Origin of the sequence: Sphingobacterium spiritivorum ATCC 33861, from assembly GCF_000143765.1 — a bacterium.
Lineage (GTDB): Bacteria > Bacteroidota > Bacteroidia > Sphingobacteriales > Sphingobacteriaceae > Sphingobacterium > Sphingobacterium spiritivorum.
In genome coordinates this window covers 771,910-795,772 of record NZ_GL379771.1, presented here as the reverse complement: position 1 = coordinate 795,772, position 23,863 = coordinate 771,910, and the positions used below count along the sequence as shown (strand labels likewise).

Here is a 23,863-nt window from a genome sequence, read left to right as displayed (position 1 = left end):
TTATGGGGTTTACGAAGAGAGTCTGCTATTCCCCGTGGGAAACAGAGCAGCGATATTCTTTTTCAAATTGCGGCTATTGAATGAAATCGTTGGTTTGATATCCGTCTTTTTAAAGCTTTCCAATAAGGCTACATGTCGTTTACCAATATTAGTCCAGGACATTTCCTGTCCATATTGCTTCGCATTGGATCTGTATCTGGCCATGAGTAATGGCTCTTCCAGTAAGAGGTTGATAATAGTAGCTAATCCATCCGAATCTTTAAAGTCAAAAAGAATTCCGCGATCATTTGCCAACAGGTCCTTTGCATACCAGTAAGGAGTAGAAAGTACAGCAGCACCAGCACCAATTGCAAACGACAATGTACCGCTGCTTATCTGGTTTTCATTGGGATAAGGTGTTACATAAATATCACAGGCACTCAGATATTGAACCAGTAATTCTTCTGTAGCAAACGTGTCTACAAATTCAACTTTATCTTCTATACCCAGTTCTTTGACTTTATCCATCAGAGATTCTCTGTATATTTCGCCTTCATGGCGTATAATATTCGGGTGAGTAGATCCCAGAATAATATATTTGAAATCATTATCCTTTACTGAAGCTACTGCATCAATAGCCGTTTCAAACCCTTTACTTCTTCCAAGAAAACCAAAGCTAAGCATGACTTTTTTATCACACAATCCAAGTTTTGTTTTTGCAGCCTCCTGGTCATATTTGAAATCCGGCACCCCATGAGGGATGAGTTCAACCAGTTGAGTATCCACCTTATAAACGTCGCCCAACATTTGAATCGCCCGTTCAGTCATTACTGTTATCTTGCTGCTATACATAGACAGTTGTTGCAGGATATGCTGTTCATTAGGACTAGGTTGCTGAAGTACGGTATGTAAATTGGTAACAACCGGAACTTGCAATTTATACAGGAGCTCGAGAATAAATTCACCTGTATCTCCTCCAAAAATTCCGTATTCATGCTGAATAATACAAGCATCATAATACGAATTGATTAAGTGTGCTGCATGCTTATAACTATTCACATCGTTGCGGTCAATTACAAAAGCGACTTCATCCGGAAAAGACTCCTCTGAACCATCGGACATCGCAAATATACTGTGTATTTCAGCAGATGATTTTAGCATCGCTTTATATAGATCTTGTGTAAAAGTGGCAATACCGCACTGTCTGGGTGGGTATGTTCCGATGATAGCAGTTCTCATGTGTAGATAATGTTAAATTTGTCGGCAGCTGTTATGTGCTGTACTTATATAAACAGCTGAATCGTCATAATGTTCCATTAAAAAAGAGTATATATCATTAAAAGAGGATTAATTCTTTACAAGCAGGTATAAATACTTCTTAGAGAGTATTTTTACAGCCATTTTTCACGGTTTAAATCGTGTAAACTCTGATTTCCTGTGTAGAATAACAAAAGAAGGTCCTTTATAAGAAATATTATAGTCATTATAAGGCTATTTGCAACTTCAAAATGGGATTGTTGAAAGATTGCGCATACTTTTACTTTAGTTTTTTGCAGTTTAAATAGCTTAAGGCTATGAAAGAAAAGTATATAGGGTGAATTTTAGCTTTAGGAATCAGCCGTTCTAATATAAAAACGGTACAAATTTATATTTGTACCGTTGCCTATCTATTGGATTATTGTCTGGCACTCCATTCCAGCAGAGGTGCATATAAGGAAGCGATTCCCTTATCTTTGTGCTCCATATAGAGTTTTAACAGTTCTTCATTAAATTCTTTAGCCTTAGGGAAGCCTTTTTTACTGATCATCATGGTATTTACATTTTCTACCATTTGATTGAAAACGACTTGATCATCAGGAAACAGATCATGAGCATAGAGAAGGAAAAGTCCCCATGTCAAATATTCGTCGAAAACTTTTACAGGTGTTGGATAGTGCTGCGTTGATCTGTTTGTGCTGTCCACCCACTTCGCTCTGTTATCAAATATACTGTTGATTTTTTCTTTGTTATTTTCGCTTACAGGACCTACATAGTTGTGATCAATTTCTGTAAATATTATCCGTGTATTGATTGCTTTTCTGTAGTTTTCCGTCCATTCTTTATCTTTTTTAATGGTTGGCAAAAACAGTAAGGTCTCCTTGAAATCATTGTCTTCAAAGGTATGTGTAGCATTCATTCCGCCGATCAGAGGAGAGGTGAGCACCCTGTAGCTGTTTATGTTATAATCAAATTCCTTTTCCAGCCATTTCTTTTGCTCATCAATAGCCGCAAACGTATGATATTCCTTCTTTAAATCATTATAAAACCTGTTATGATCTTTATAGAATTTTCGAAATTTTGATTTCTTTGCAAAATCTTCCAGGTCATTTATATAGGTGATTATGGGATTTGTTTCGGCTTCAAATTTACCAACTCCTTTTGCCGGAAAATTGTAAATGCCAGTGGGTACGATTTTATCCTTCTCAAATCTGAATCCATATGCATTACCTGCCAGAATAAAATAATTAATAATATTTTCGGATAAAAGAGTATTGAATTTATGAACCACTTCATGGCCGGCATATGGTGTAAAATGAGCTATGATCTCACGATAGTATTCCGTACCCTGATCGGTCATTACCTTATTATTTTTTGCAATGTCTGTGAGGGATAGAATAATGTAGGCTAATTCCTGCAATTCATTAATCTCAATGGTCACTTTCTGATCATTTTGTTTCTTGTAGGCGGCATCAAAATTCAAATCTTTTTGTTGCCCGAAAACCGGAATAGAAGGATATAAGTACAGGATAGTGGTTAAGAATAAAATTATAGTTTTCATACTGTCTGATTGTTTCTGCATAGATTAGTACATATTTCTGACATGATTTCTCTCTATTCTCAGTCTTAGAAATACCGTTATTTTGCGGGTGCAAATATAGAACTAATTTATGTCTAACAGTACGAAAGGATTACAGATAACGCTGTATTTCAGATAATAATTCGGGTTTCAATGATGTTCAGGACTTATAATATACCCAACCTTCCAGGTGTTCCAGATCCTGTGGACGGCTCAGATCTATGAGCGTATTTATATTCAGTTTATAATGTAAAAGGCTCTCCTCATCTAATATCTTTAGCGGATAGAAGAGCGTGTTTTCATTGGGAAGATCAATGTTGCCGTGAAGCGCTATATATCCCTCCGCCAGTAAATTATCAATAAGAGTATCTGTAATCTTATTCAGATAGCGCATCATTTTGCTGATCCATTTCAATTCTTCCTCAACATAATCCGGGTAATGTTCTCTCACGAATCCCAGAATAATTTGTTCACCCTTCAAATCCAGTCCATCACGGATCATGCGCAGACCCATAGACCGGGCTTCTTCCTGATAGCAATCCTGACCATAGGAGAATTGAATCTCTCCTGCAATTGTACTTGCTTCGATCTTGGCACGTAAAGCCATCTGACGATTTCTCAATTCGTGAATATAATTGTATGTAGTATCCATAGTCTAATTGTTTAATCTTAATTTCTCATTTGGATATACGGTTAGACCGAAGCAAATAACTTAGCTTTTATCTACTGCTGTCTCTGAGGTCGCGTATGCGATCATGAGCCTGCAATTGTTTTTCAGACTGGCTTCTGATTATATCCACCACATTGATGGGAAGGTGCGGAGCTTCACGCAGTGCCTCCTGATAAGCTTTTTTGCTGGCATCCTCTCCGCGTTCACACTCCTCAAGGATGCTTTTACGGTCATGTCCGCTGAATGTAGCTTTGACATCTAACCAGAGACGGTGCAACTTGCCTGATGTACGTGTGCCAGTAGTTGGTTCTTCACCATTGATCACAACCAAAGGGTTCAGTTCGCTGTTGAATTGACGTGTTTGTTGGATATAATCTTCAAAAAGAGATCTGAGATCCAGATTCTCCTCGTCTTTAAGATCTTCTAATGCTCTGGTATATCCTTCAATTCTGTCGTTATTGATTTCAATAAGATCATTAACAATTTCAGCTGTTTTGTTTTCCGTAGTCATATCTTTTCTTTTTAATAATGAATAAATATCGATGTACTGAAGAAACGAAGATGTTCGGGAAAAGTTTAGTCTACAATTTTGCGTAATAGATTTAAGTTGCTGTTTGTTAGCAAGTTAATTATTTTTGAGCTGTGATATTGGGTATTAATTATTATTCTTTCCGTATAAATACGAATTATACTTCTTTATACCTGATTGCGATGACAGGTAAACTTTAAGGTATCAATAATTGTTTTTTAGACAGATCAGCATTCCATAATGGTCTGTAACTGATAAAGAATAAAAAAACTAATAGGAGATATAATATGAACACTGAACAAAACAGAGAAGAAAATCTGGACGGACAAAAGGCGTTAGAAAAAATAAGAGAAATTGTAGATGATGCCAAAACCTGCTTTTTCTGTACGGATATACGCACAGGGGTGCCACTTTCTGTACGACCAATGACAGTACTGCAGGTAGATGATAACGGTTATCTGTGGTTTATGACCTCTTCTCAGACTCATAAGGATGAAGAAGTCGCTAAAGATCCTTTTGTCAATCTTATGATGCAAAGTGGCAAGAGAGCCGGTTTTCTGAATCTATATGGAATAGCTGAAGAAATGCAAGACCAGGAAAAAATCAATGAACTTTGGAGTCCTGCATTAGAAATCTGGTTTGATGGTCCGGAAGATCCCCGGATTGTTTTGTTAAGGGTAGAGATCTTAGAAGGCCATTATTGGGATAATAAGAATATTGCTCCTGTAGCAGCTTTCAAAATGCTGAAATCTCTGCTGACCGGAAAACCGGATCACGATGGTATTCATGGCGATCTTACCGTATAGCTGGTATCGATGTATAAAATATAAATGCGGGCATCTCTATTTTTGAAATGCCCGCATTTTTTTAAGGATTAGAATTAAAGTGTTACTTCTTCCAGATAGGCTGTTACAGCACTATTGAAGAATTCGAGATCGTCAGGAGTACGGCTACTGATGAGATTGCCATCCTGAATGACTGCTTCATCTTCCCAGATTGCCCCGGCATTTTTGAGGTCGGAGCGGATATTACTGACAGAAGTCATTCTCTTTCCTTTTACATAATCAAGTTCTACAAGCGGCCAGGCTCCGTGGCAGATTGCTGCTATCAGTTTCTTTTGTTCGATAAAATGCTTAATAAAATCCAGTGCTTTGGGTAGCACACGCAAGGCATCAGGACTTAGTGTTCCTCCGGGTAAGATCAGGGCTTCATAAACGGCGGGGTCAGCCTCTGCAAGATGTACATCAATAGGATAAGAAGGACCCCAGTCAAAATGATTCCATGAACGTACAAATTCAATGTCTTTTGGCGAGACAATGTCTACCTGAAATCCCTTGTTCTGCAAATATATTTTTGGCGATTTTAATTCGATTTCTTTAAAACCGTCTGCAGCTAATATGGCTATTTTGTTCATAATAATATGTGTATAGATGTATTTAGTAAACAAGCTCATGTAAGCGATTGTTTAATGTACAGCATACATCGCGTATTAATCTGATCCGATCAGGTATATCACATAGTCCCCAACCCACAATAAAGGTTTCAAAACTTTCAGCATAGTATCTGTGTTCTATTAAAACAAATCATCATTAAAACTTAAAGACTATGGCTATTAAAAAGGAGAACGCAAAAGTTGGAATCATTAATAAGGACAGACAACCCAAAAAGCAAAAGACTATTACATCTGTAGTTGAAAAACGTGACAAGAAACAGGAAAAGGATGGAGAAGCAGGGGTAGATGCTCAGGTCGGGCAGCTTCATACTATGCCTGATATGCATACCTACCCTAAAGAGCCTAAGAAAAAAACGTCTAAAAAATAGTTTCTATGGACGGCTTCAGAAAGATCTTTTTAGAGGGAGTGGAATGGGGGTTTCTCGGAGAGATTGTTGTTCGCTCTGTTATAATGTTTGCTTTGATACTGATTATTCTTCGGTTGTCGGGCAAGAAAGGTGTGAGGCAGTTGACCCTTTTTGAAGTGGCGATCATCCTGAGTCTGGGTTCTGCTGCCGGTGATCCAATGTTTCAGGAAGAGCTCCCGGTGCTGTATGCGTTTGTCGTGTTATTTTCCGTCATACTGATTTATAAATTCGTGACATGGGCTTCATCAAAATCCGCTTTTCTCAATAAGATGCTCGAAGGCCGGGCGATGGTTGTGGTCAGAGCAGGCGAGTTTGATCTGAAACATGAGCATGACGGAGATTTTTCGAAGATGGAGTTTTTCTCTGAATTACGCAATCAATCCGTAGAGCATCTGGGCCAGGTAAAAATGGCAGTATTAGAAGTAGATGGCACAATGAGTATACTTTTTTATGCAGATAAGGAAGTAAAGTACGGATTACCCCTATTCCCGGATGATTACCGGCAGGTAAAGGAGGAGTTCCAATCTGGTCCTTTTGCCTGTATGTATTGTGGAAGAGTAGAGGAAGTAATGCCTGAAGGAGGTTTTTGTAGGCGCTGCAACCGTACAAAATGGGCGAAAGCGATGGATAGCACAAGGATTTAAATAAAAAGTCTTCCGGGGAGGAAGACTTTTAAAGAAAAATAGTTATTGAAGTGTATAAAAGAAAAGTTGTCGAATATTCTAATGTGGCTTATTCCTGTTTCCCTGGATAATATTGCTGTTTACTAAACCTTTAAGTAGTAGTTTCCATTGTGGAAATGAAGCGCCCAAACGTGCACCCATTCCTACGAAGAAATTGCGTAATTTATCAGTAAGTGCTTCCACATCCAGATTCATAAGTTCATTTCGGCCAAAATAATTTACATTAATACTATTATTAATCCGTTGAATCTGTAAGGTAGAAGTCGCTATATCCTTAAAAAAGTGCTTGATTTCATTATCGGACTGATCAATAGGATCCGTACTTGGGCGCAATGTTAATGTTAGCGTTTGAAGATTATCTTCATCTGTTTCATCAATGCGTTCGATTCTTACGAAATCAAAACCGCGGGTACTTGATAAGCCTGGACCCGGAATGTCAATTTTAATAAAGTTTCCAACTTTTGGTAAATCAGTAGTCTCCTGGCCATTTTGATCAATTTGTATGAAAGAAGCCATAGGAAGTTCAGCTAATGCATACCAGTTATCTATTCTAAGGAGCCTGTTACGAACTATTTCATAAAAATCTTTAGCATCCACTTTCTCAGGGAAGCATATAGATTCTGAAGCATCCATACTACGGCCAGTCTGCTGAATCGGAATTTCATGTTTCATAATATCAGAGATTAGATGTACTGTAAAAACGGTGACAAGATGATGATGTTTTATAATAATTAAAGTCAGGTATTTGTCGCAATTAAGCAGAAAAAAAGCAGCGTTAAATACGTAATTTATATAAATAGCATGGAAAATATAGCGTATCACTATATCTCTTACATACTTAACAATTATATTTAGTCCGATTTATTTTTATAGGAGGGGCTGGATACCACAGAGCGTTCTACTTTACAGAGTACGCAGCATCTTCTAATGAACCGCTTAAAAAGGTTTTAAGGAAATTCCCTTTAGATAAAAGCTATACTTAAATTATTAGGATAAGATGTAAAACATTTAAAAACAAGAGTTGTTGTATTACGACGGATACCATGAGAAAAAGGATAGTATAACTAATCTTAAAAGGCGGAATCATCGGAAATATATGAACAAAAAAATAGAGAACGGAGCAAACAACTTTAACGATCAAAAGAATGAGTCTGACTACATAAAAGGGCAGTATTCACTGTTCGAGGAAGATTTTGATCGGGACGAACTCTGTTTCGATATTTTTTTCAAAGAAGGGCCGTTTGGGATTATGCTTCTTGACCGGTATTTTCAAATAGGACGTCTCAATCAGAAGCTGGAAAAGATGCTGGAGTATAAACCGAAAGAAATGTTGGGGCGGCAGGTTTTTGAATTTCTGGCAGGAGAGGATGCGCTTAGTTTAAAATCTGTTTTACAGAATGGTCAGGCATTAAAGACTCCCTTACTGGTAAGTTTAAGATTTATAAAGGACAAAAACAAGGTGTTAATAACAGATACTTATGTTCGTAAGTACAAAACAAAGATTGGGGATGAGCAATATTGTTTGCTTATCTTTGATAAAGAGTTTAGTCCAAATGGTCAGTTGCTGGAATTAAAGCAGGAGATCTACCATACTATTATTGCTACTCAGGAACAGGAAAGACAAAATATTGGAAGTTTATTACATGACAGTACTGCGCAGCTACTGTATGCAATCCGGCTCAATCTTCAACACCAGACTCTAAAATCGGGAGAAAAAGATTGGATGCTACCTATGAAAGAAATGTTAAATGAAGCTATTTTTCAGATTAGGAATATATCCATGGATCTTGTTCCATCCGTACTGAATGATTTTGGATTGAAAGCAGCTATTGGTTCTATGTCTGAACGGATCACTATTCCGGATTTTCAGGTCATTCCGCTGGTACAGGAGAAATGCGAGGAATTATCTGAGGAAATGAAACTCGCAATCTACCGGATTGTACAGGAGCTCCTGAACAATTGCATGAAGCATGCTGTAGCCACAAGAATCCGGGTAAAAGTAACAATGAAAGATGATTGGGTAAATGTGGAAGTGGGAGATAATGGAAAAGGATTTAAAAAAGAGGTAAAAGAATGTATGGAAGAAGGGTCTGGACTGAGAAATATTCAAAACAGAATTAATTTCTATAATGGCAGTATAAAAATAAAAACACAAAACACCGGAACTACCGTGCTTGTAACATTGCAAGTAATATAAATATGAGAAAAATCAGAATAATATTAGCAGAAGACCACCTGGTGGTCAGAAATGGAATCAAATTATTGTTGGATTCTCAGGACAATTTTGAAGTAGTAGGAGAGGTGGGAAGCGGAAAAGAAGTATTAGATCTTTTGACTTCAGGAACAGAGGCCGATATCCTGATTACCGATCTGAGTATGCATAATATTGACGGTCTTCAACTCATGAAAGAGATAGAATCCCGTAATATTGCTCTTAAGGTTATTGTTCTTACCATGCTGGATTGTGATCAGCATGTCTCCAAATCTTTCCAAAGCGGAGCTAAAGCTTATCTGGTAAAAAATGTGGCTGCGGAAGAAATGATATTCTGCATCAATCACGTAGCGAAGGGAGGTCGATTCCTGTGTGAAGAATTGACAATGAAGTTTATTGATAAACTCATTGAAAAATCAGTAACACAACCTACAAAAATTGATCCTGCTGAACTCGATCTTTCCTCTCGTGAACTGGAAGTTCTGGAATTGTTGGGCGAAGGTCTTACAAATCTGGAAATATCCAAACGTTTGTTTCTGAGTAAGCGTACCGTTGAAGGACACAGACAAAGCCTCATTGATAAGACCAAATCCAAGAATACACCTGCATTGATCAAATTTGCTATTCTTAATGGATTAATTGATTAAAAATCAGTAAAATAGATCCCCCGTATAAATACGTAGAATTTCAGTATAAACACCCTTTATCGACACAGTTGTAAACTTACTGTTGATAAAGGGTGTTTTTATAGTATACAGATTTTTTACCCATTAAAAATCATAATGCTATGAAAAATACAAAATTAATGTTGATGTTTGCTGCAGGCTGTATGCTTTCTGTGGCTGCATGTGGAAATTCTAAAACAGATAATAGCGGACAATCGACTACTGTACCTCCTACAAATGGAGAAGATACCCGTTATAATCAGAATCAGGCAGACTCTTTAGTGATGCCCATCGATTCCAATGTAACCGATACCTCTAACACGGATATTAGATAGAAAGGGACGCCATGTTATTCAGAAAGAAAAAAGTAGCAAAGACTATTTTGGAAGAACCGGATGATCAACCGGCAGGATACGCGATATACTGGACTATCTTAATTGCAGTAGTAATTCTGGCAATACTCTATTTTGTCTTTTTTAAGGATAGATAGGGAACTAAAAATTATGCTATGGAAGAAATTAATAAACCCGTAAATCCTATTAATAAATATCCCGAGCCACCGTTTAGAAAACAGGAACAATATCCACCCGGTCTTGAAAAAGGATTAGATCCTCAGGCTGATCACGGAGAGAATTCGTATAAGGGAAATGGACTCCTGCAAGGCAAGAAGGCGTTAATTACAGGTGGAGATTCGGGAATAGGGAAAGCTATTGCCATCGCTTTTGCCAGAGAGGGTGCAGATGTAATAATCTCCTATCTCAATGAAGACGAAGATGCCATCGATACCAAAAACTGGGTTGAAGCGGCGGGAGCAAATGCGATATTAATGCCGGGTGATATCAGAGATGAGAGACATTGCCAGTTGCTGATTTCGAAAGCTGTAGAGGAATGGGGAGGAATAGATATTCTAGTAAATAATGCCGCTTATCAGCGGACTTATAAGGATTTCGACTCCATACCAGCTGACGAATGGCGAGAGGTATTTGACACAAATGTACATGCGATGTTTTACTTATGTCATGAGGCTTTGCCTTATATGCCGGAAGGAAGCAGCATCATTAATACGACATCTGTAAATGCGTATCACCCTAATCCGATACTGTTACCATATGCTGCGACTAAAGCTGCTATACAAAACTTTACAGCCAATATGGCGCAGATGATGCTGGAAGCTGATAATGGCATTCGTGTAAACGCAGTAGCTCCAGGTCCGGTATGGACACCGCTGATCCCTTCCACGATTCCCGATCATGAGAATTTTGGTAAAGATACACCTATGGGAAGACCGGGGCAGCCAGCTGAGATTGCTCCTGTTTTTGTGTTCCTGGCCTCAAGTGCAGCTTCTTATATCTCGGGAGCAACCATTCCTGCAACAGGAGGTAAAATAGCCTTTTAGTACATAAACTTAAAATTGGATATGGATATTAATAGCGATAAACTGAACTTTTGTGGCGATTATTTTTCTAAAAAAAATCTTAAACTCATACTTGCAGAAAGTATGACTGCCGGATTTATATCGTCCGTAATCAGTCTGGAAATTAACTCCGGAGATTACTTCTTAGGTTCAATTGTCTGTTATCATGATGATATGAAAATCTCGAGTCTGGGTGTTGATCCGGAACTTATCAAAAAGGCAGGTGCTGTATCCGAAGAGGTTACACATGCCTTATTAAATGGCTTGAGGGATAGGTATGATGCGCACATCGCTGTTGCTGTAACGGGATATGCATTTGAAGATAAGGCCATTAGTGATGAAAATCCAGTAGGAACGGTTTTCCTTCAGATCCAATATCAAAATTCATTTATAAATAAAAAATGTCTTTTTACAGGGGAAGCGCATGACATCATAACAGCGACAGCTAATGAGATTATTGAGAATCTGTACGAAATGGTGTTGCTTTCAGAGACGCAGGAGAGAGATAAGATTTAGCGTTGAAGCAATAACAGGAAACAAAAAAAGCAGTTCTTTCTAAAAAAAACTGCTTATGCAAAAAAAACTATAGTAGTAATTAGCTTAATCTCACATTGATAGCGTTCAATCCTTTTGGAGTGCGCTCTACTTCGTAGGTAACTTCGTCACCTTCTCTAACTTGGTTTTTAAGTCCTGTAGTGTGTACGAAAACATCAGCACTACCATCTTGAGGAGTAATAAAACCAAATCCTTTAGTTTCATTAAAAAACTTTACAGTTCCTGTATTCATTGTATTGTATTAAAATTATTTATACAAGAGTACGGTTTTATTTTGGTTAAATTTCGAAATACTTTTAAAAAAAGTTTTCATTATGGTAAAAGGCCTTAATTGTTGTTTTATGCCATTTTAACATATTGCAATTGTAACAAAAAAAACTAAAAAAGTTGAAAATCAAATCTATCTGAAAGGGAGACATTTGGATTATTGTCTCTGTTTTACTTAATCAGACAGGTTGTCTGTTATGCAAAAAGGTTCACGAGTCAATTTGCTATTAACATTTATTTAACTTTGAAAAGCATTCTCAGCTCTTTTATTTTGTTATCTTTGAACACTACATTCTGACAAGATCATTAATATCAGTGCTCTATTCGGAGCGTATTTTATCTGATGTCAAAAATAAAATTCATAAATAATGGTAGCTCATTATTTTCCAAAGATCTTCGTAACAGAGTAAATCAATATTTCGGTACAACTTCCAGAGAAAAGGTTGGAGATTTTCGTCTCTTTCTTAAAGCTATTTTGCTTATCGTATCAGCCCTGTCCATATACGTATTTCTTGTTTTTTTCTCCTATCCTGCCTGGTTAGGAATTATACTAAGTATTATATTCGGATGTAATCTGGCTGGTATTGGTTTCAATATTATGCATGATGCAGGACATGATACTTTTTCTGCAAATAAAAAAGTCAATCATGTATTCTCTTACAGTCTCAACTTATTGGGAGGAAGCATCTACTTCTGGAAACTAAAACATAATATTGCTCACCATACTTATACCAATGTACAGGGGCATGACCACGATATAGATGTCAGATTTATGAGATTGCATGATGATCAGCCCTTTCGCTGGTATCATAGATTTCAATATATATACTTTATTCTGCTTTATTCTATATCGTATATGGCCTGGGTATTCTATCAGGATTATGAAAAATATTTCAGAGCAACAATGAGTAAAGGTGGCGAAAGTTTTCGTTTTCCCATAAAAGAGAAAGCTATCTTTTGGGTCACCAAAGTTTTTCATCTGGGTATTTTCATTATATTACCTGTGTGTTTTGCCGGCTGGCAGGCCGGAATTACAGGTCTTGCCATTGCTTTTGTGAGCTGCGGTCTCTGCCTTGCATTTGTATTTCAGTTAGCGCATGTTGTTAGTGAAACCAATTTCCCTACTGTAGAGGAGCATGAAAATATAAAAGAAGAGTGGATGGTTCATCAGCTTGAAACTACAGCTAATTTTTCAACAAGCAATAAACTGCTTTCCTGGTTATTGGGGGGGCTTAATTATCAGGTCGAGCACCATTTATTCCCCAAGATTAGCCATATACACTATCCGGAGATCAATAAACTTGTAAAGCAGGCCTGTAAAGATCATGGTATAAGTTACATCGAATTTAAAAGCCTGAGGCAGGCTTTGTGGTCTCATATCCGACACATCCATAGAATGTCAATTAATGCATAGTGTCTGCAATAATTTTTTCACATTCCCGTATGCTATTTCAACTTAACAAGAGGATGATTTAACCCGTTTACTTCATTTTTTATAATTTCATATTTATCCAGGCTGTCTAATAGCTGCGTAAGATTTTTGAATCCAAAGGTGCGGGCATCAAAACTAGGATCAATTTTTCGTAGAGCCAGTCCTATTTTGGCAATAAAAGTTTCATCATCCTCATTTGTTGCAATCGAGAACGCCTTATCGATTTTGATCATTTCAGATTTGGGTAAGGTTGCTTTGGTGATTTTAACAGACTCCGGTTTTTTGTTAATCTTTTCAGCAATAGCTCTTGCCGGCCTTTTTTTGTTATCCGCAGGAATAGCGGCAATTTCTTCCACTTCTACCAGATTCTCTGTGAAAGTAAAAATCTCACAAGAGTTAACAAATGCGATAGGCGTAATCTTTCGGCCTATCCCCATTACAAAGAGCCCCTCCTCCCTGATCCGCTTCGCTAATCCCGTATAATCACTGTCACTGGATACAATACAGAAGCCATCCACACTCTTACCATGCAGAATATCCATAGCGTCTATGATAAGGGAACTGTCCGTAGAATTTTTTCCGGAAGTGTAAGAAAATTTTTGAATTGGATTTATTGAATATTCGTTTAATATATCTTTCCAGCTATTCATTTGCGGACTCGTCCAGTCTCCGTAAATACGTCTTATTGTCGCTTTTCCGTATTTGGACACTTCAGCTATCAATTCTTTAATCAGACTTGCCTGAGCATTGTCTCCATCTATTAGAACAGCGATATTAAATTTGGAATCGTTCATTTCTGTATATCCGTCAGGTGAATCAGGATATGGAATTGGTGTAGTATACATCCTTTTATCTCCATACCCAATAGTTTCTAATTTATAAAAATTTATTGAGTATACTGCATACCGGTATTGATCAGGCTATAATACTTTACGAAACAGAGTTTTGTTGTTTTTTGTGATAAATTACTATTTTTAGTGATTCATCCCGCAGCGTAATGAAGCGGGAGTTAAAACGTTAATAATAGTTATGAAGAAAAGTATAATATGTTACTGTATCCTTCTTTTGGGAATGCTGATCATTCCTGGTCTGTCTTCAGCCCAGGAGGCGGATACTGTTCCCGAATTAATCGATGATATTCAGGTAGATGTTAAAAATGTAAGTGTAGATGCAAAGACGAAAATACTTACACTGGATCTTTTTTTAATCTCCTATCAAAAGAATCCGAGAGAATTTAAGCTGAATACATTTGCTACTCAAGTGCTGGATACTAAGGGGCAAACCTATATGTATTCGACAATGCAGATGGGAAAGGTATTGATCAAGCTATCCGACAGACAGAATTACCTCCACTATTTTATGGAAGATGAAGTTCCGGTAGCCTTTAAGATTACGGTAGATAACTGGACGAAGGGAAATAAAGCAAAAGCTGTCAAACTCGTTTTTGAAGACAGCGCTGAAGCTGGTAAATTTATAGAAAAGGCTGTCAATTTGTAACTGACAGCCTTTTTTTTGTATTATCTTGAGTATCGGATTTGTTGACGGTCCATCATGCCCATCTGATCTTTCATCATCTTGATCTGCTCTGTCAGCAATTTATTTTTATCCGCTTTCTTCGCTTCCTGTAAGTATTTCTCAGCTTCCCTCTTATTACGCTTAGCCATAGCAATGCCTGCCAGACTCAATTTGGCAAGGGCAACATTATGATCCATATGAAGTCCCAGAGATAGCGCCTTCTTAAAGAATTTTTCAGATTGTAGCGGTGCTCTGCGGGATTCAATAAGTCCGATTAGCATATTGTAATATCCATGCTGCGCAGGGATCAGTTGTTTTTCATAGTTTGTAATTCTGTTTAACCACTGCTCCGCTTTATCCATTTTTTCTTTACGCATAAACCATTGAGCTAACAGCATATTTTCATTGAAAAATACCGTTACCCAGGCCAGTATAGTGATCAGAATGCCTAAAACTCCCCATCCCCACTGTCCAAACCAAAATAGGACAACGGTACCGACTAACAGCAGACAGCTGATGATAATTCGAATTAGATTTGACATGTGTCTTTGATTTTGTACTTTAAATTGCAAATATCCGTTAATTTAGCCGCAAGTACAACTTGTTGACGGGATAAAATTATAAAAATTGTAAATTTGAAATATGGAAAAGCGTTATGATGAAAGTTGGGACGTGATTTTGAAGCCGCTCTTTAAAGAACCTTACATGCGGTCATTGTCACAATTTGTACAGCAGGAACGGCAACGTTGCCTGATTTTCCCTCCGGAAGATCTTGTTTTAAATGCATTTAAACTGACTCCGCTGGATCAGGTTAAGGTAGTCATACTGGGGCAGGATCCTTATCACAATGACGGTCAGGCACATGGACTTTCTTTTTCCGTGCCGGATGGCGTTGCGCTTCCTCCTTCACTGCGAAATATTTATTCAGAATTGCAGACAGACATTCCGGGATTTACATATCCTGCTACAGGCAACCTGACAAAATGGGCCACACAAGGCGTGTTGCTGCTTAACGCCACTCTTACCGTAAGGGCGCATGAGGCGGGTTCGCATCAAAAAAGAGGTTGGGAATTATTCACAGATCAGATTATACAAAAAATCTCCGAACACTGCGAACACGTTGTATTCATTCTATGGGGTAGCTATGCTCAGAAAAAGGCTGTTCTGATTGACAAAAGCAAACACCTGATTCTCACTTCAGTGCATCCCTCACCTTTGTCTGTATACCGTGGCTTCTTTGGTTGTAAACATTTCTCCAAAGCCAATGAATATTTAAAAGATCATGGAAGATTGCCGATAGACTGGAGGATAGCGACTGATTAGGCCGATTGTTCTGCGGTCCTCGGAAATGGAAGTTCGCTGTTTGAAAGTCTCTTCACGTGTCTGATGTTGAGTTTCACACCGTGCTGGATGACTTGTGTTGTCAGGAGATGACTGTCATACGTGATTTGAAAAGGCTGCTCCGGATCCAAAGCGGGATCGGCAACTCCGACTACAGAATATTCCCACTGCCCGGTAGGCGTATAGCGAGAAACAATTATCTGTTGATTTCCCATTACGCGAAAGGCATACCATGCGCCTTCGCCTACTCCGCCCAGATATTGAGATTCTTCAGGAATAGAAGCGGGTTTACTGTCATATTCCATTCCACCAATGATAAGATCGTCAGGCAGCAAAGCTGCTTTTTTGCTCCGGACATTATCAGCCAGCTTGCTGAGTAGGAACAAAAACGATTGCCAGCGGCTCATTCTGAAATTTTTTAACCCGTTTGCCGGGCTATAGGAATAGACAGATCTGCAGTGATTTGCATTTACGACATTACTGATAGGACTGGACTTGATTGTTTCCGGAAAATTAATCGAATGCAACCATGTGTATTTTTGGGAGGAATTGAATAATAGTCTGGTAATAAAGCGGGAGCAGTTGTTGTTACCGCGCGCTACTGCTCCGTAAGGAGTAGATCCCTGAAGAACGATACGATCTGCATAATTTTTAGCCTGATCAAAGTTAATGTCTTCCGCTACCGAGAAATACAATTCGCCGAATCCCTGCATATCCTCTCGCATAGATTCAAAGTGATGGACAATATTTTCCAGATTGCTGATCTTTCCATGCTCATCAAACCGGGCTTTGAAGTTGATGGCTAATCTGGGGTCAGATTCTTTAGAACGGGCTCTGCCATGTCCTCTTGGAGAAATATACCTGCCAAAATCATAGTACAAGAGTTCGCCGGAGGCTGCGCTGATGAGTACAATACCTGTATGGCCGACCTTGAAATTTAAATTTTTTACAATTCCTATCTTTTTGAAAAACATCATCCACGCTTCATCGCCCCGTATTGTTGAATCGGGCCAGGCAAGAATCAATGCAAAATCTTTAAACTCCGGTATAGTCTTATCCATAGGCTAATATTCCAAAGGGATGATAGGCTCCTTTTTACTGGTGGACATGATCATCATCGTCTGGAATGTCTTTACAAAAGGGATTTTAGATATCTTTTCCATGATGACAGCTTCATAAGCTTTAATGTCTTTTACATACACTTTTAAGATAAAATCACAATTTCCGGTTACGTGGTGGCATTCGGTTACTTCAGGAATTCCCTTTACAGCTTCCACAAATTCAGGAATTGCATTATGGGTATGAAAATCTAAAGAAATCTGTATAAAAGATTTGATTCCCAGCCCAAGCTTCTCTTCGTCCACAAAAGCATGATAGCTTTTTATAAACCCGGAATTCTCCAGCTTACGTACGCGTTCCAGCGTTGGAGCAGGAGAAAGGCCAATGCTTGAAGCTAACTGCAGGTTGGTCACCCGACCGTTCTCTTGAAGAAGCTTCAAAATTTTTAAGTCAGTTTTGTCAGGCTGAAAAGGCATATTTTCAATTTAGTTTTACGATTAAATGTAAAGATAACAAAAAATATCCGAATAATATTTGGTTATAAGTTCTTTGTATAAACAATTATTCTTGACGTGAAAAGTTTTGATTTTTATTTAACTGGTTTATTTACAATATTTTAGATTGTTTATGCTGCGTTAGAATGAAGTTCCGAGGGGGAATAAAGAACAAAAGTGATCGAAGTCATATTTTTTGTCATAAATAAGCCATCTAACCGATTAAAAAGTATTTTTTTAGGTTCTAAAGTCGTACCTTTGTAGCTTGAAACTGAGTGATAATACTCAGAAGATTTTGATTAAGAGTAGAGATATGAGTACCAAAGATGACGATATTTTAAAAGAGCTGGAGCAGGAGGAGTATAAATACGGTTTTACGACCGATATTGAAATGGATATTGCTCCTACAGGCTTGACAGAAGATACGGTTCGACTTATTTCTGAAAAGAAGAATGAGCCGGAATGGTTATTGGAGTGGCGTTTGAAAGCTTTCCGTCATTTTTTGACGTTAAAGATGCCAACCTGGCAAAATTTTAGAAACCCGGATGTTGATTTTCAGGCTATTTCATATTACGCTGCCCCTAAAGCAAAGCCACAATTGAATTCACTGGATGAAGTCGACCCTGAATTGCTGTCTACCTTCGCAAAATTGGGAATCCCGTTGGATGAACAAAAAATATTAGCCGGAGTAGTAGCGGTAGATGCTGTCTTTGATTCTGTGTCTGTCAAGACTACATTTCGTGAAAAACTAAAAGAACAGGGAGTTATCTTCTGCTCATTTGGAGAAGCCGTACAGGAATATCCTGAATTAGTTAAAGAATACCTGGGAACAGTTGTTCCTCAGACAGATAATATTTATGCCGCATTAAATTCTGCAGTATTTTCGGACGGATCGTTCGTATACATTCCAAAAGGAGTCAGATGCCCTATGGAGTTGTCAACTTACTTCCGTATCAATGCGCAAAATACCGGACAGTTTGAGCGTACGCTAATTATCGCAGATGAAGGATCATACGTTTCGTATCTGGAGGGATGTACTGCACCTACACGTGATGAAAATCAGTTGCATGCTGCAGTGGTAGAACTGGTTGCTCAAAGAGATGCAGAGATCAAATACTCTACTGTTCAAAACTGGTATCCCGGAGATAAAGACGGTAAAGGCGGTATCTACAACTTCGTAACGAAAAGAGGGATATGCAAAGGTGACAACAGTAAGATTTCCTGGACACAGGTCGAGACCGGATCAGCTATTACATGGAAGTATCCAGGAGTTATTCTCAAAGGAGATAATTCTGTAGGCGAATTTTATTCTGTAGCATTGACCCGTAATATGCAGGTCGCTGATACAGGCACAAAGATGATTCACTTAGGAAAAAATACACGTTCTAAAATTGTTTCTAAAGGTATCTCAGCAGGAAAGAGCCACAACAGTTACAGAGGATTGGTGAAGATCGGTCCAAATGCGGACAATTCACGTAATTTTACACAGTGTGACTCTTTATTGATCGGTGACAAATGCGGAGCACATACCTTCCCTTATATCGAGAATAAAAACAGAACTGCAGTATTGGAACATGAGGCAACTACTTCTAAGATCGGGGAAGATCAGGTATTTTATCTGAATCAAAGAGGAATTGATTCCGAGAAAGCGGTAGGACTTATTGTTAACGGTTATGCCAAAGAAGTGCTGAATCAATTACCAATGGAATTTGCTGTGGAAGCACAGAAACTACTGGCTATTTCCTTAGAGGGAAGTGTTGGATAGTAGCAGGATCATAATAAAATTAAATATCGACAAAAATATAAGGAGCTGTCAGCAGAAGTAAAGCAATTTGCCAAACCGATGATGCCGATCTCCAAATGATAAAGAATATGTTAAGTATTAAGAATTTACATGCGTCTGTTGAAGACAAACAAATATTAAAAGGCTTAAACCTTGAAGTAAAAGCTGGAGAGGTTCATGCCATTATGGGACCTAATGGCGCAGGAAAGAGCACATTGGGAAATGTACTGGCTGGACGTGAAAGCTACGAAGTGACAGATGGTACTGCCTTATTGGACGGTGTAGATTTACTGGATCTTTCTCCTGAAGACCGTGCGCGTGAAGGCCTGTTTCTGGCTTTTCAATATCCCGTAGAAATTCCGGGAGTTTCAAATATTAATTTTCTGAAGACAGCTGTAAATGATATTCGCGCTTATAAAGGCCTGGCGCCGATGGAAGCTAAAGAATTCTTGCAGATGGTAAAAGAAAAACAGAAGCTAGTAGAGTTTTCTGCAAATCTTGCCAACCGTTCATTAAATGAAGGCTTTTCAGGTGGTGAGAAAAAACGTAACGAAATATTTCAACTCGCGATGCTGAATCCGAAACTATCTATTCTGGATGAAACGGATTCCGGTTTGGATATTGATGCGTTACGCGTTGTAGCAAACGGTGTTAACCAATTGCGTTCAAAAGACAATGCTTTTGTTGTGATTACACACTACCAGCGTTTATTAGATTATATTGTGCCTGATTTCGTTCACGTACTTTACAATGGACGTATTGTAAAGTCTGGTCCGAAAGAACTTGCTTTGGAACTGGAAGAAAAAGGTTACGATTGGTTAAAAGAATTAGACACACAAAATGCTTGAGGATCTTAGCGGATGGATGAAGTAGCAAGCAGACGGATAGATAATAACATGAGTACATTGATAGCAGATTCATTATTTCAACAATTGGTAGACGGATTTCAGGAGCAGAAAAATGCTTCCGAAACTGTAGCCTTGACTAAATTACGTCAGGATGCTTTTGACAAATTTCGTCAGGTCGGTTTTCCAACCGTGAAAAATGAAGATTGGAAATATACAAATGTTCACAGTCTGGTAAACAAAACGTATGTTTTGAATCCGGATGTGGATATTGATGGTTTGGATTTCAGTAAAGCGGATATTCCGGATCTTGATGCACATCGTATAATATTGGTAAACGGTCAGTATGTACTGGCATTTTCTTCACTTGAAGAAGAGATCGGTCTGACTGTGAAGCCTATTGATGATGCAGCTCAGGAAGGTAATTTTAGTGCACACTTTGCGCAATATGCGGATAAGACACAGAATCCTTTCGTAGCGTTGAACACAGCTTTGTATACATCCGGTTTATATATAGATGTAGCAAAAGGTAAAGCATTACAAAAGCCCATTCATATCGTACACGTAGCGACCGGAGCTGAAGATTTCTTCACGCAGACCCGTAACCTGATCGTACTGGAACCTAATGCAGAAGCTGAAATTATTGAATCATTCATCACATTAGACGGCTCAGCAAAAAACGTACAGAATAAAGTGACTGAGATTGTAGTACAGGAGAATGCAAAATTACAGCACTACTATCTTCAGGTTTCGGCATCTGTAAGTCATTATTTAAATCATACAGAAGTATATCAGGAAAAATATAGTTTATATAATAATTATAACTGTAATTTCCCGGGAGCATCTTTTGTCCGTAATGATATCAATGTAAGATTAGATGCTGAATATGTGGAAAGTCACCTATATGGAATCAATCTGACTGCTGATAATCAGTTTGTCGATAATCATACCGTCGTAGATCATATGAAACCACATTGTGAATCATACGAATGGTATAAAAATATTCCTCAGGACACTTCTACAGCAGTTTTTAACGGCAAAATCTTTGTTCGTGAGGATGCTCAGAAAACGAATGCTTTTCAGCAAAATAATAATATGCTGATTGGTGATAAATCGACAGTATATACCAAGCCTCAGCTGGAGATCTTTGCAGATGATGTAAAATGTTCTCACGGTTGTACGATGGGACAATTTGACAATGATGCATTGTTTTATTTAAGAGCCCGGGGAATCGGTGAAGAATCGGCTCGACTGCTTTTAGTACACGCCTTCGCGTTTGATGTAACAACAAGGTTTTCTAACCCTGTAGTTCGTCAATATGTAGAAAATCTGGTAGATGCCGGGTTGAGGGACTAAGAAATATAAAGATTGCATAAAAAAAGCGTTTAAGAATGTTCTTAAGCGCTTTTTTTATGGATTTCTATAGCCGGGTTCACCTTTAATAATTCACTTATAAATTGTTCATAAGTGTCAGGGCTCAGGTATATTTCCGCATATGTATGGTAGTAAATGATGATACCTTTTCTTGCTCCTGCAAGTTTAAGTCCCATCCACATAGTTGTATCGGTATCAATTCTCCTTATTGCATTTATTTTTATGCGTTCCTTATAAAATCCGGCTACGCAATCAATATAGTCCGGCCCGATGATATACTGTATACGGAAGGTCATCCAAAGTAATATCCCTATTGCTGTTAAAGCAGGAATAAGAGAAATAAGGATTTGAAACAGGGTAGCTCCTTCTTTGATATACATTATCAGTAAGAAGATTATTATCGTAATGCAACATGTGAAAATGACTCCAAGGACTAACGGATCTTTTCTGCTTTTGAAAATCATATCAGGGCTGAGTTTTTAGAATAGATTAGAATCTCAAAGTAAGAATTCTAAGGCTAAAGAGAAAATAAATTTTAAAAGAAAGTGTAGACAAGAAGAATATTATATAAAAAAAAGAAAGCCTTTGAAAATTTTCAAAGGCTTTCTTTTGAGCGAAAGACGAGATTCGAACTCGCGACCCCAACCTTGGCAAGGTTGTGCTCTACCAACTGAGCTACTTTCGCTTTTGGTAATGCAAAAATACGGTTTGTGCTTTATTCTGACAAATAAAATTTCAATTTTATAGTAATGATATGGCATTCACGCAGTTAATCCCGTCTATAGCAGCAGAAACAATACCACCGGCATATCCAGCTCCTTCACCACAGGGATAAAGTCCTTTTATCTGCGGATGCTGTAAGGTTTCCTTATCTCTTGGAATACGTACGGGAGAAGAAGTACGGGACTCGACTCCTACCAATATTGCCTCATTTGTGTAATAGCCTTTCATCTTTTTGCCAAATACAGGTAATGCTCCCCGTAAAGCCTTATATACGAAACCCGGAAGTACTTCATCCAGATCTACACTTGCTGTACCCGGTTTGTATGAATTAGATGGCAGATCTTTAGAAACTCTCTTCTCTACAAAGTCGACCATACGCTGAGCCGGTGCAACGAGATTTCCTCCGCCTAAGCGGAATGCCTTTTGCTCGATCTGACGTTGGAAATCCAATAAAGCAAAAGGGTCAGTGGCCGCATTGGGTACGTCTTCTAGATTGATCTGTGTAACTGTGCCTGAATTTGCATGTGGATTATTGCGTCTGGAAGGAGACCATCCGTTTACAACGATTTCATTTTCATCCGTGGCGCAAGGAGCAATTATGCCCCCGGGACACATACAGAACGAAAATACACCGCGGTTATCCACCTGTTCTACCAGACTGTAATAAGCCGGAGGGAGATTTTCATGACGTGTGCTGCAATGGTACTGTGCCTGATCAATAATTTCCTGCGGATGTTCGATACGTACACCCAGCGCAAATGCTTTTGCTTCCACTAACCAGTTCTTTTGACGAAACAGCTCGAAAATATCCCGGGCTGAATGCCCTGTTGCCAGGATCACATGCCCTGCTGTTAGTTGTGATCCGTTTGCAAGTGTTACACCCCTTACGTTGCCGAAAGACTCTTGGATATCAGTGACACGCTGGTCAAAGATAAATTCTCCGCCATATTCAAGAATGGTATCCCGCATCGCTTCAATAATATGCGGTAGTTTATTTGTACCGATATGCGGACGTGCGTCTACCAGAATATCTGATGTCGCTCCATGGTTGACAAAAATCTGCAAGACATTTTGCACATCACCGCGTTTGTCAGATCGGGTATAGAGCTTCCCGTCGGAATATGTACCGGCCCCTCCTTCACCAAAACAATAATTGGATTCCGGATTGACAGCCCCTTCACGTGTAATCTTAGCTAAGTCGCGGCGGCGTTCGCGGACAGGCTTACCTCGTTCGATAACGATAGGTTTGAGACCTCGTTCAATACATCTGTATGCGGCAAATAAGCCTGCAGGACCAGCACCTATAATGATGACAGGTTTGGCGTCTTTTACAGTAGTGAGGGTTGGGTGAAAAATGCTGTTAACAGGTTCTTCATCAATAAAAAAGATTACCCGGATGCGAAAGACAACATTTCTGCCCCGGGCATCAATAGAGCGTTTTCTTATTTTGAATCCTTTGATCCTACCTGCCGGCAGGCGCAGTTCTTTAATTCCTTTATCAAGGATATAAGCCTCATCCTGTATATACTCAGGAGCAATGGCTAATTCTATTTCTTTTTGCATGGTCTGGCTGGGTTTTTATCCCAAAACGATGCAAAGATAAGGATTCACTGACAATATTTCATCC

Annotated in this window: 28 protein-coding genes and 1 tRNA gene; 15 read left to right on the top strand and 14 right to left on the bottom strand. The window is 38.6% G+C overall.

The features are described from left to right. Nucleotides 1-9: 9 nt before the first annotated feature. The 4 genes from HMPREF0766_RS13485 to HMPREF0766_RS13470 form a co-directional block, all read right to left on the bottom strand. Nucleotides 10-1,218: a glycosyltransferase family 4 protein gene (locus HMPREF0766_RS13485; RefSeq protein WP_002998174.1), complete on the bottom strand. Its 1,209-nt coding sequence runs from the start codon at nucleotides 1,216-1,218 to the stop codon at nucleotides 10-12. Between the two features lie 436 nt (nucleotides 1,219-1,654). Then, nucleotides 1,655-2,797, bottom strand: a complete 1,143-nt coding sequence (locus HMPREF0766_RS13480; RefSeq protein WP_037460387.1) for a DUF4932 domain-containing protein — start codon at nucleotides 2,795-2,797, stop codon at nucleotides 1,655-1,657. Between the two features lie 178 nt (nucleotides 2,798-2,975). Then, nucleotides 2,976-3,467: a hypothetical protein gene (locus tag HMPREF0766_RS13475; RefSeq protein WP_002998170.1), complete on the bottom strand. Its 492-nt coding sequence runs from the start codon at nucleotides 3,465-3,467 to the stop codon at nucleotides 2,976-2,978. A gap of 67 nt (nucleotides 3,468-3,534) precedes the next feature. After that, nucleotides 3,535-3,996, bottom strand: coding sequence for a ferritin-like domain-containing protein (locus HMPREF0766_RS13470; protein ID WP_002998168.1), 462 nt, complete (start codon nucleotides 3,994-3,996; stop codon nucleotides 3,535-3,537). Nucleotides 3,997-4,301: 305 nt separating this feature from the next. On the opposite strand from HMPREF0766_RS13470, the gene HMPREF0766_RS13465 reads away from it, so the two are divergent. Next, nucleotides 4,302-4,820: a pyridoxamine 5'-phosphate oxidase family protein gene (locus HMPREF0766_RS13465; protein WP_002998166.1), complete on the top strand. Its 519-nt coding sequence runs from the start codon at nucleotides 4,302-4,304 to the stop codon at nucleotides 4,818-4,820. A gap of 74 nt (nucleotides 4,821-4,894) precedes the next feature. On the opposite strand, the gene HMPREF0766_RS13460 is transcribed toward HMPREF0766_RS13465, so the two are convergent. Further along, entirely contained in the window at nucleotides 4,895-5,467 is a 573-nt protein-coding gene (locus tag HMPREF0766_RS13460; protein ID WP_002998164.1) for a type 1 glutamine amidotransferase domain-containing protein, read from the bottom strand. Nucleotides 5,468-5,619: 152 nt separating this feature from the next. On the opposite strand from HMPREF0766_RS13460, the gene HMPREF0766_RS13455 reads away from it, so the two are divergent. Continuing rightward, nucleotides 5,620-5,835, top strand: coding sequence for a hypothetical protein (locus HMPREF0766_RS13455; RefSeq protein ID WP_002998162.1), 216 nt, complete (start codon nucleotides 5,620-5,622; stop codon nucleotides 5,833-5,835). A gap of 5 nt (nucleotides 5,836-5,840) precedes the next feature. Then, nucleotides 5,841-6,518, top strand: coding sequence for a DUF421 domain-containing protein (locus tag HMPREF0766_RS13450; protein ID WP_002998160.1), 678 nt, complete (start codon nucleotides 5,841-5,843; stop codon nucleotides 6,516-6,518). Nucleotides 6,519-6,596: 78 nt separating this feature from the next. Here the strand turns inward: HMPREF0766_RS13450 and HMPREF0766_RS13445 are convergent, their stop codons facing one another. Then, on the bottom strand, nucleotides 6,597-7,229 hold the full coding sequence (locus HMPREF0766_RS13445) for a hypothetical protein (protein ID WP_037460280.1): 633 nt from the start codon (nucleotides 7,227-7,229) through the stop codon (nucleotides 6,597-6,599). Between the two features lie 424 nt (nucleotides 7,230-7,653). On the opposite strand from HMPREF0766_RS13445, the gene HMPREF0766_RS13440 reads away from it, so the two are divergent. The 6 genes from HMPREF0766_RS13440 (at nucleotide 7,654) to HMPREF0766_RS13420 (ending at nucleotide 11,364) form a co-directional block, all read left to right on the top strand. Continuing rightward, complete coding sequence (locus HMPREF0766_RS13440; RefSeq protein WP_002998157.1) at nucleotides 7,654-8,754, top strand: sensor histidine kinase; 1,101 nt, start codon at nucleotides 7,654-7,656, stop codon at nucleotides 8,752-8,754. A 2-nt stretch (nucleotides 8,755-8,756) separates the two neighbouring features. Continuing rightward, complete coding sequence (locus tag HMPREF0766_RS13435; RefSeq protein WP_002998156.1) at nucleotides 8,757-9,416, top strand: response regulator transcription factor; 660 nt, start codon at nucleotides 8,757-8,759, stop codon at nucleotides 9,414-9,416. 140 nt (nucleotides 9,417-9,556) lie between these two features. Continuing rightward, nucleotides 9,557-9,769, top strand: a complete 213-nt coding sequence (locus tag HMPREF0766_RS13430) for a hypothetical protein (RefSeq protein ID WP_002998154.1) — start codon at nucleotides 9,557-9,559, stop codon at nucleotides 9,767-9,769. A gap of 11 nt (nucleotides 9,770-9,780) precedes the next feature. Continuing rightward, nucleotides 9,781-9,924 carry a hypothetical protein gene (locus HMPREF0766_RS22400; protein ID WP_002998152.1) on the top strand — a complete coding sequence of 48 codons (144 nt, stop codon included), beginning with the start codon at nucleotides 9,781-9,783 and terminating at the stop codon, nucleotides 9,922-9,924. 18 nt (nucleotides 9,925-9,942) lie between these two features. After that, the gene (locus HMPREF0766_RS13425) at nucleotides 9,943-10,830 is read left to right on the top strand and encodes an SDR family oxidoreductase (protein WP_002998150.1); all 888 of its coding nucleotides are present in this window, start codon (nucleotides 9,943-9,945) and stop codon (nucleotides 10,828-10,830) included. Nucleotides 10,831-10,851: 21 nt separating this feature from the next. Further along, complete coding sequence (locus HMPREF0766_RS13420) at nucleotides 10,852-11,364, top strand: CinA family protein (RefSeq protein ID WP_002998147.1); 513 nt, start codon at nucleotides 10,852-10,854, stop codon at nucleotides 11,362-11,364. Nucleotides 11,365-11,443: 79 nt separating this feature from the next. Here the strand turns inward: HMPREF0766_RS13420 and HMPREF0766_RS13415 are convergent, their stop codons facing one another. Then, the gene (locus HMPREF0766_RS13415; protein WP_002998145.1) at nucleotides 11,444-11,635 is read right to left on the bottom strand and encodes a cold-shock protein; all 192 of its coding nucleotides are present in this window, start codon (nucleotides 11,633-11,635) and stop codon (nucleotides 11,444-11,446) included. A gap of 378 nt (nucleotides 11,636-12,013) precedes the next feature. On the opposite strand from HMPREF0766_RS13415, the gene HMPREF0766_RS13410 reads away from it, so the two are divergent. Then, nucleotides 12,014-13,084, top strand: coding sequence for a fatty acid desaturase family protein (locus HMPREF0766_RS13410; RefSeq protein WP_002998140.1), 1,071 nt, complete (start codon nucleotides 12,014-12,016; stop codon nucleotides 13,082-13,084). 32 nt (nucleotides 13,085-13,116) lie between these two features. Here the strand turns inward: HMPREF0766_RS13410 and HMPREF0766_RS13405 are convergent, their stop codons facing one another. After that, complete coding sequence (locus HMPREF0766_RS13405) at nucleotides 13,117-13,947, bottom strand: NYN domain-containing protein (protein ID WP_002998138.1); 831 nt, start codon at nucleotides 13,945-13,947, stop codon at nucleotides 13,117-13,119. A gap of 184 nt (nucleotides 13,948-14,131) precedes the next feature. On the opposite strand from HMPREF0766_RS13405, the gene HMPREF0766_RS13400 reads away from it, so the two are divergent. After that, complete coding sequence (locus tag HMPREF0766_RS13400) at nucleotides 14,132-14,599, top strand: hypothetical protein (protein ID WP_037460277.1); 468 nt, start codon at nucleotides 14,132-14,134, stop codon at nucleotides 14,597-14,599. 20 nt (nucleotides 14,600-14,619) lie between these two features. Here HMPREF0766_RS13400 and HMPREF0766_RS13395 read toward each other — a convergent pair whose 3' ends face one another. Beyond that, on the bottom strand, nucleotides 14,620-15,159 hold the full coding sequence (locus tag HMPREF0766_RS13395) for a tetratricopeptide repeat protein (RefSeq protein WP_002998134.1): 540 nt from the start codon (nucleotides 15,157-15,159) through the stop codon (nucleotides 14,620-14,622). A 100-nt stretch (nucleotides 15,160-15,259) separates the two neighbouring features. Between HMPREF0766_RS13395 and ung the strand changes: the two genes are divergently transcribed. Beyond that, a complete protein-coding gene (gene ung, locus HMPREF0766_RS13390; RefSeq protein WP_002998132.1) occupies nucleotides 15,260-15,940 on the top strand; it encodes a uracil-DNA glycosylase in 681 nt (226 codons plus the stop codon). On the opposite strand, the gene HMPREF0766_RS13385 is transcribed toward ung, so the two are convergent. Together HMPREF0766_RS13385 and HMPREF0766_RS13380 are read right to left on the bottom strand one after the other, a co-directional pair. Continuing rightward, on the bottom strand, nucleotides 15,937-17,019 hold the full coding sequence (locus HMPREF0766_RS13385; RefSeq protein WP_002998130.1) for a DUF6695 family protein: 1,083 nt from the start codon (nucleotides 17,017-17,019) through the stop codon (nucleotides 15,937-15,939). The two genes, ung and HMPREF0766_RS13385, sit on opposite strands and share 4 nt — an antisense overlap. Nucleotides 17,020-17,022: 3 nt before the next feature. Beyond that, complete coding sequence (locus tag HMPREF0766_RS13380; protein ID WP_002998128.1) at nucleotides 17,023-17,493, bottom strand: Lrp/AsnC family transcriptional regulator; 471 nt, start codon at nucleotides 17,491-17,493, stop codon at nucleotides 17,023-17,025. Between the two features lie 331 nt (nucleotides 17,494-17,824). Here HMPREF0766_RS13380 and sufB point away from each other — a divergent pair, with 331 nt between their 5' ends. From sufB to sufD, 3 genes are all read left to right on the top strand, one after another. Further along, entirely contained in the window at nucleotides 17,825-19,276 is a 1,452-nt protein-coding gene (sufB, locus tag HMPREF0766_RS13375) for a Fe-S cluster assembly protein SufB (protein ID WP_052646429.1), read from the top strand. A gap of 107 nt (nucleotides 19,277-19,383) precedes the next feature. Next, a complete protein-coding gene (gene sufC, locus HMPREF0766_RS13370) occupies nucleotides 19,384-20,142 on the top strand; it encodes a Fe-S cluster assembly ATPase SufC (RefSeq protein WP_037460381.1) in 759 nt (252 codons plus the stop codon). Between the two features lie 48 nt (nucleotides 20,143-20,190). Next, nucleotides 20,191-21,495, top strand: coding sequence for a Fe-S cluster assembly protein SufD (gene sufD / locus HMPREF0766_RS13365; protein ID WP_236590625.1), 1,305 nt, complete (start codon nucleotides 20,191-20,193; stop codon nucleotides 21,493-21,495). Between the two features lie 41 nt (nucleotides 21,496-21,536). Here sufD and HMPREF0766_RS13360 read toward each other — a convergent pair whose 3' ends face one another. The 3 genes from HMPREF0766_RS13360 to HMPREF0766_RS13350 form a co-directional block, all read right to left on the bottom strand. Then, nucleotides 21,537-21,893 (bottom strand): PH domain-containing protein, encoded by a 357-nt coding sequence (locus HMPREF0766_RS13360; protein ID WP_052646423.1) that lies wholly within the window; start codon nucleotides 21,891-21,893, stop codon nucleotides 21,537-21,539. A gap of 232 nt (nucleotides 21,894-22,125) precedes the next feature. After that, nucleotides 22,126-22,198 (bottom strand) — tRNA-Gly (locus HMPREF0766_RS13355). Between the two features lie 56 nt (nucleotides 22,199-22,254). Further along, the gene (locus tag HMPREF0766_RS13350; protein ID WP_002998119.1) at nucleotides 22,255-23,799 is read right to left on the bottom strand and encodes an NAD(P)/FAD-dependent oxidoreductase; all 1,545 of its coding nucleotides are present in this window, start codon (nucleotides 23,797-23,799) and stop codon (nucleotides 22,255-22,257) included. Between the last annotated feature and the right edge of the window lie 64 nt (nucleotides 23,800-23,863).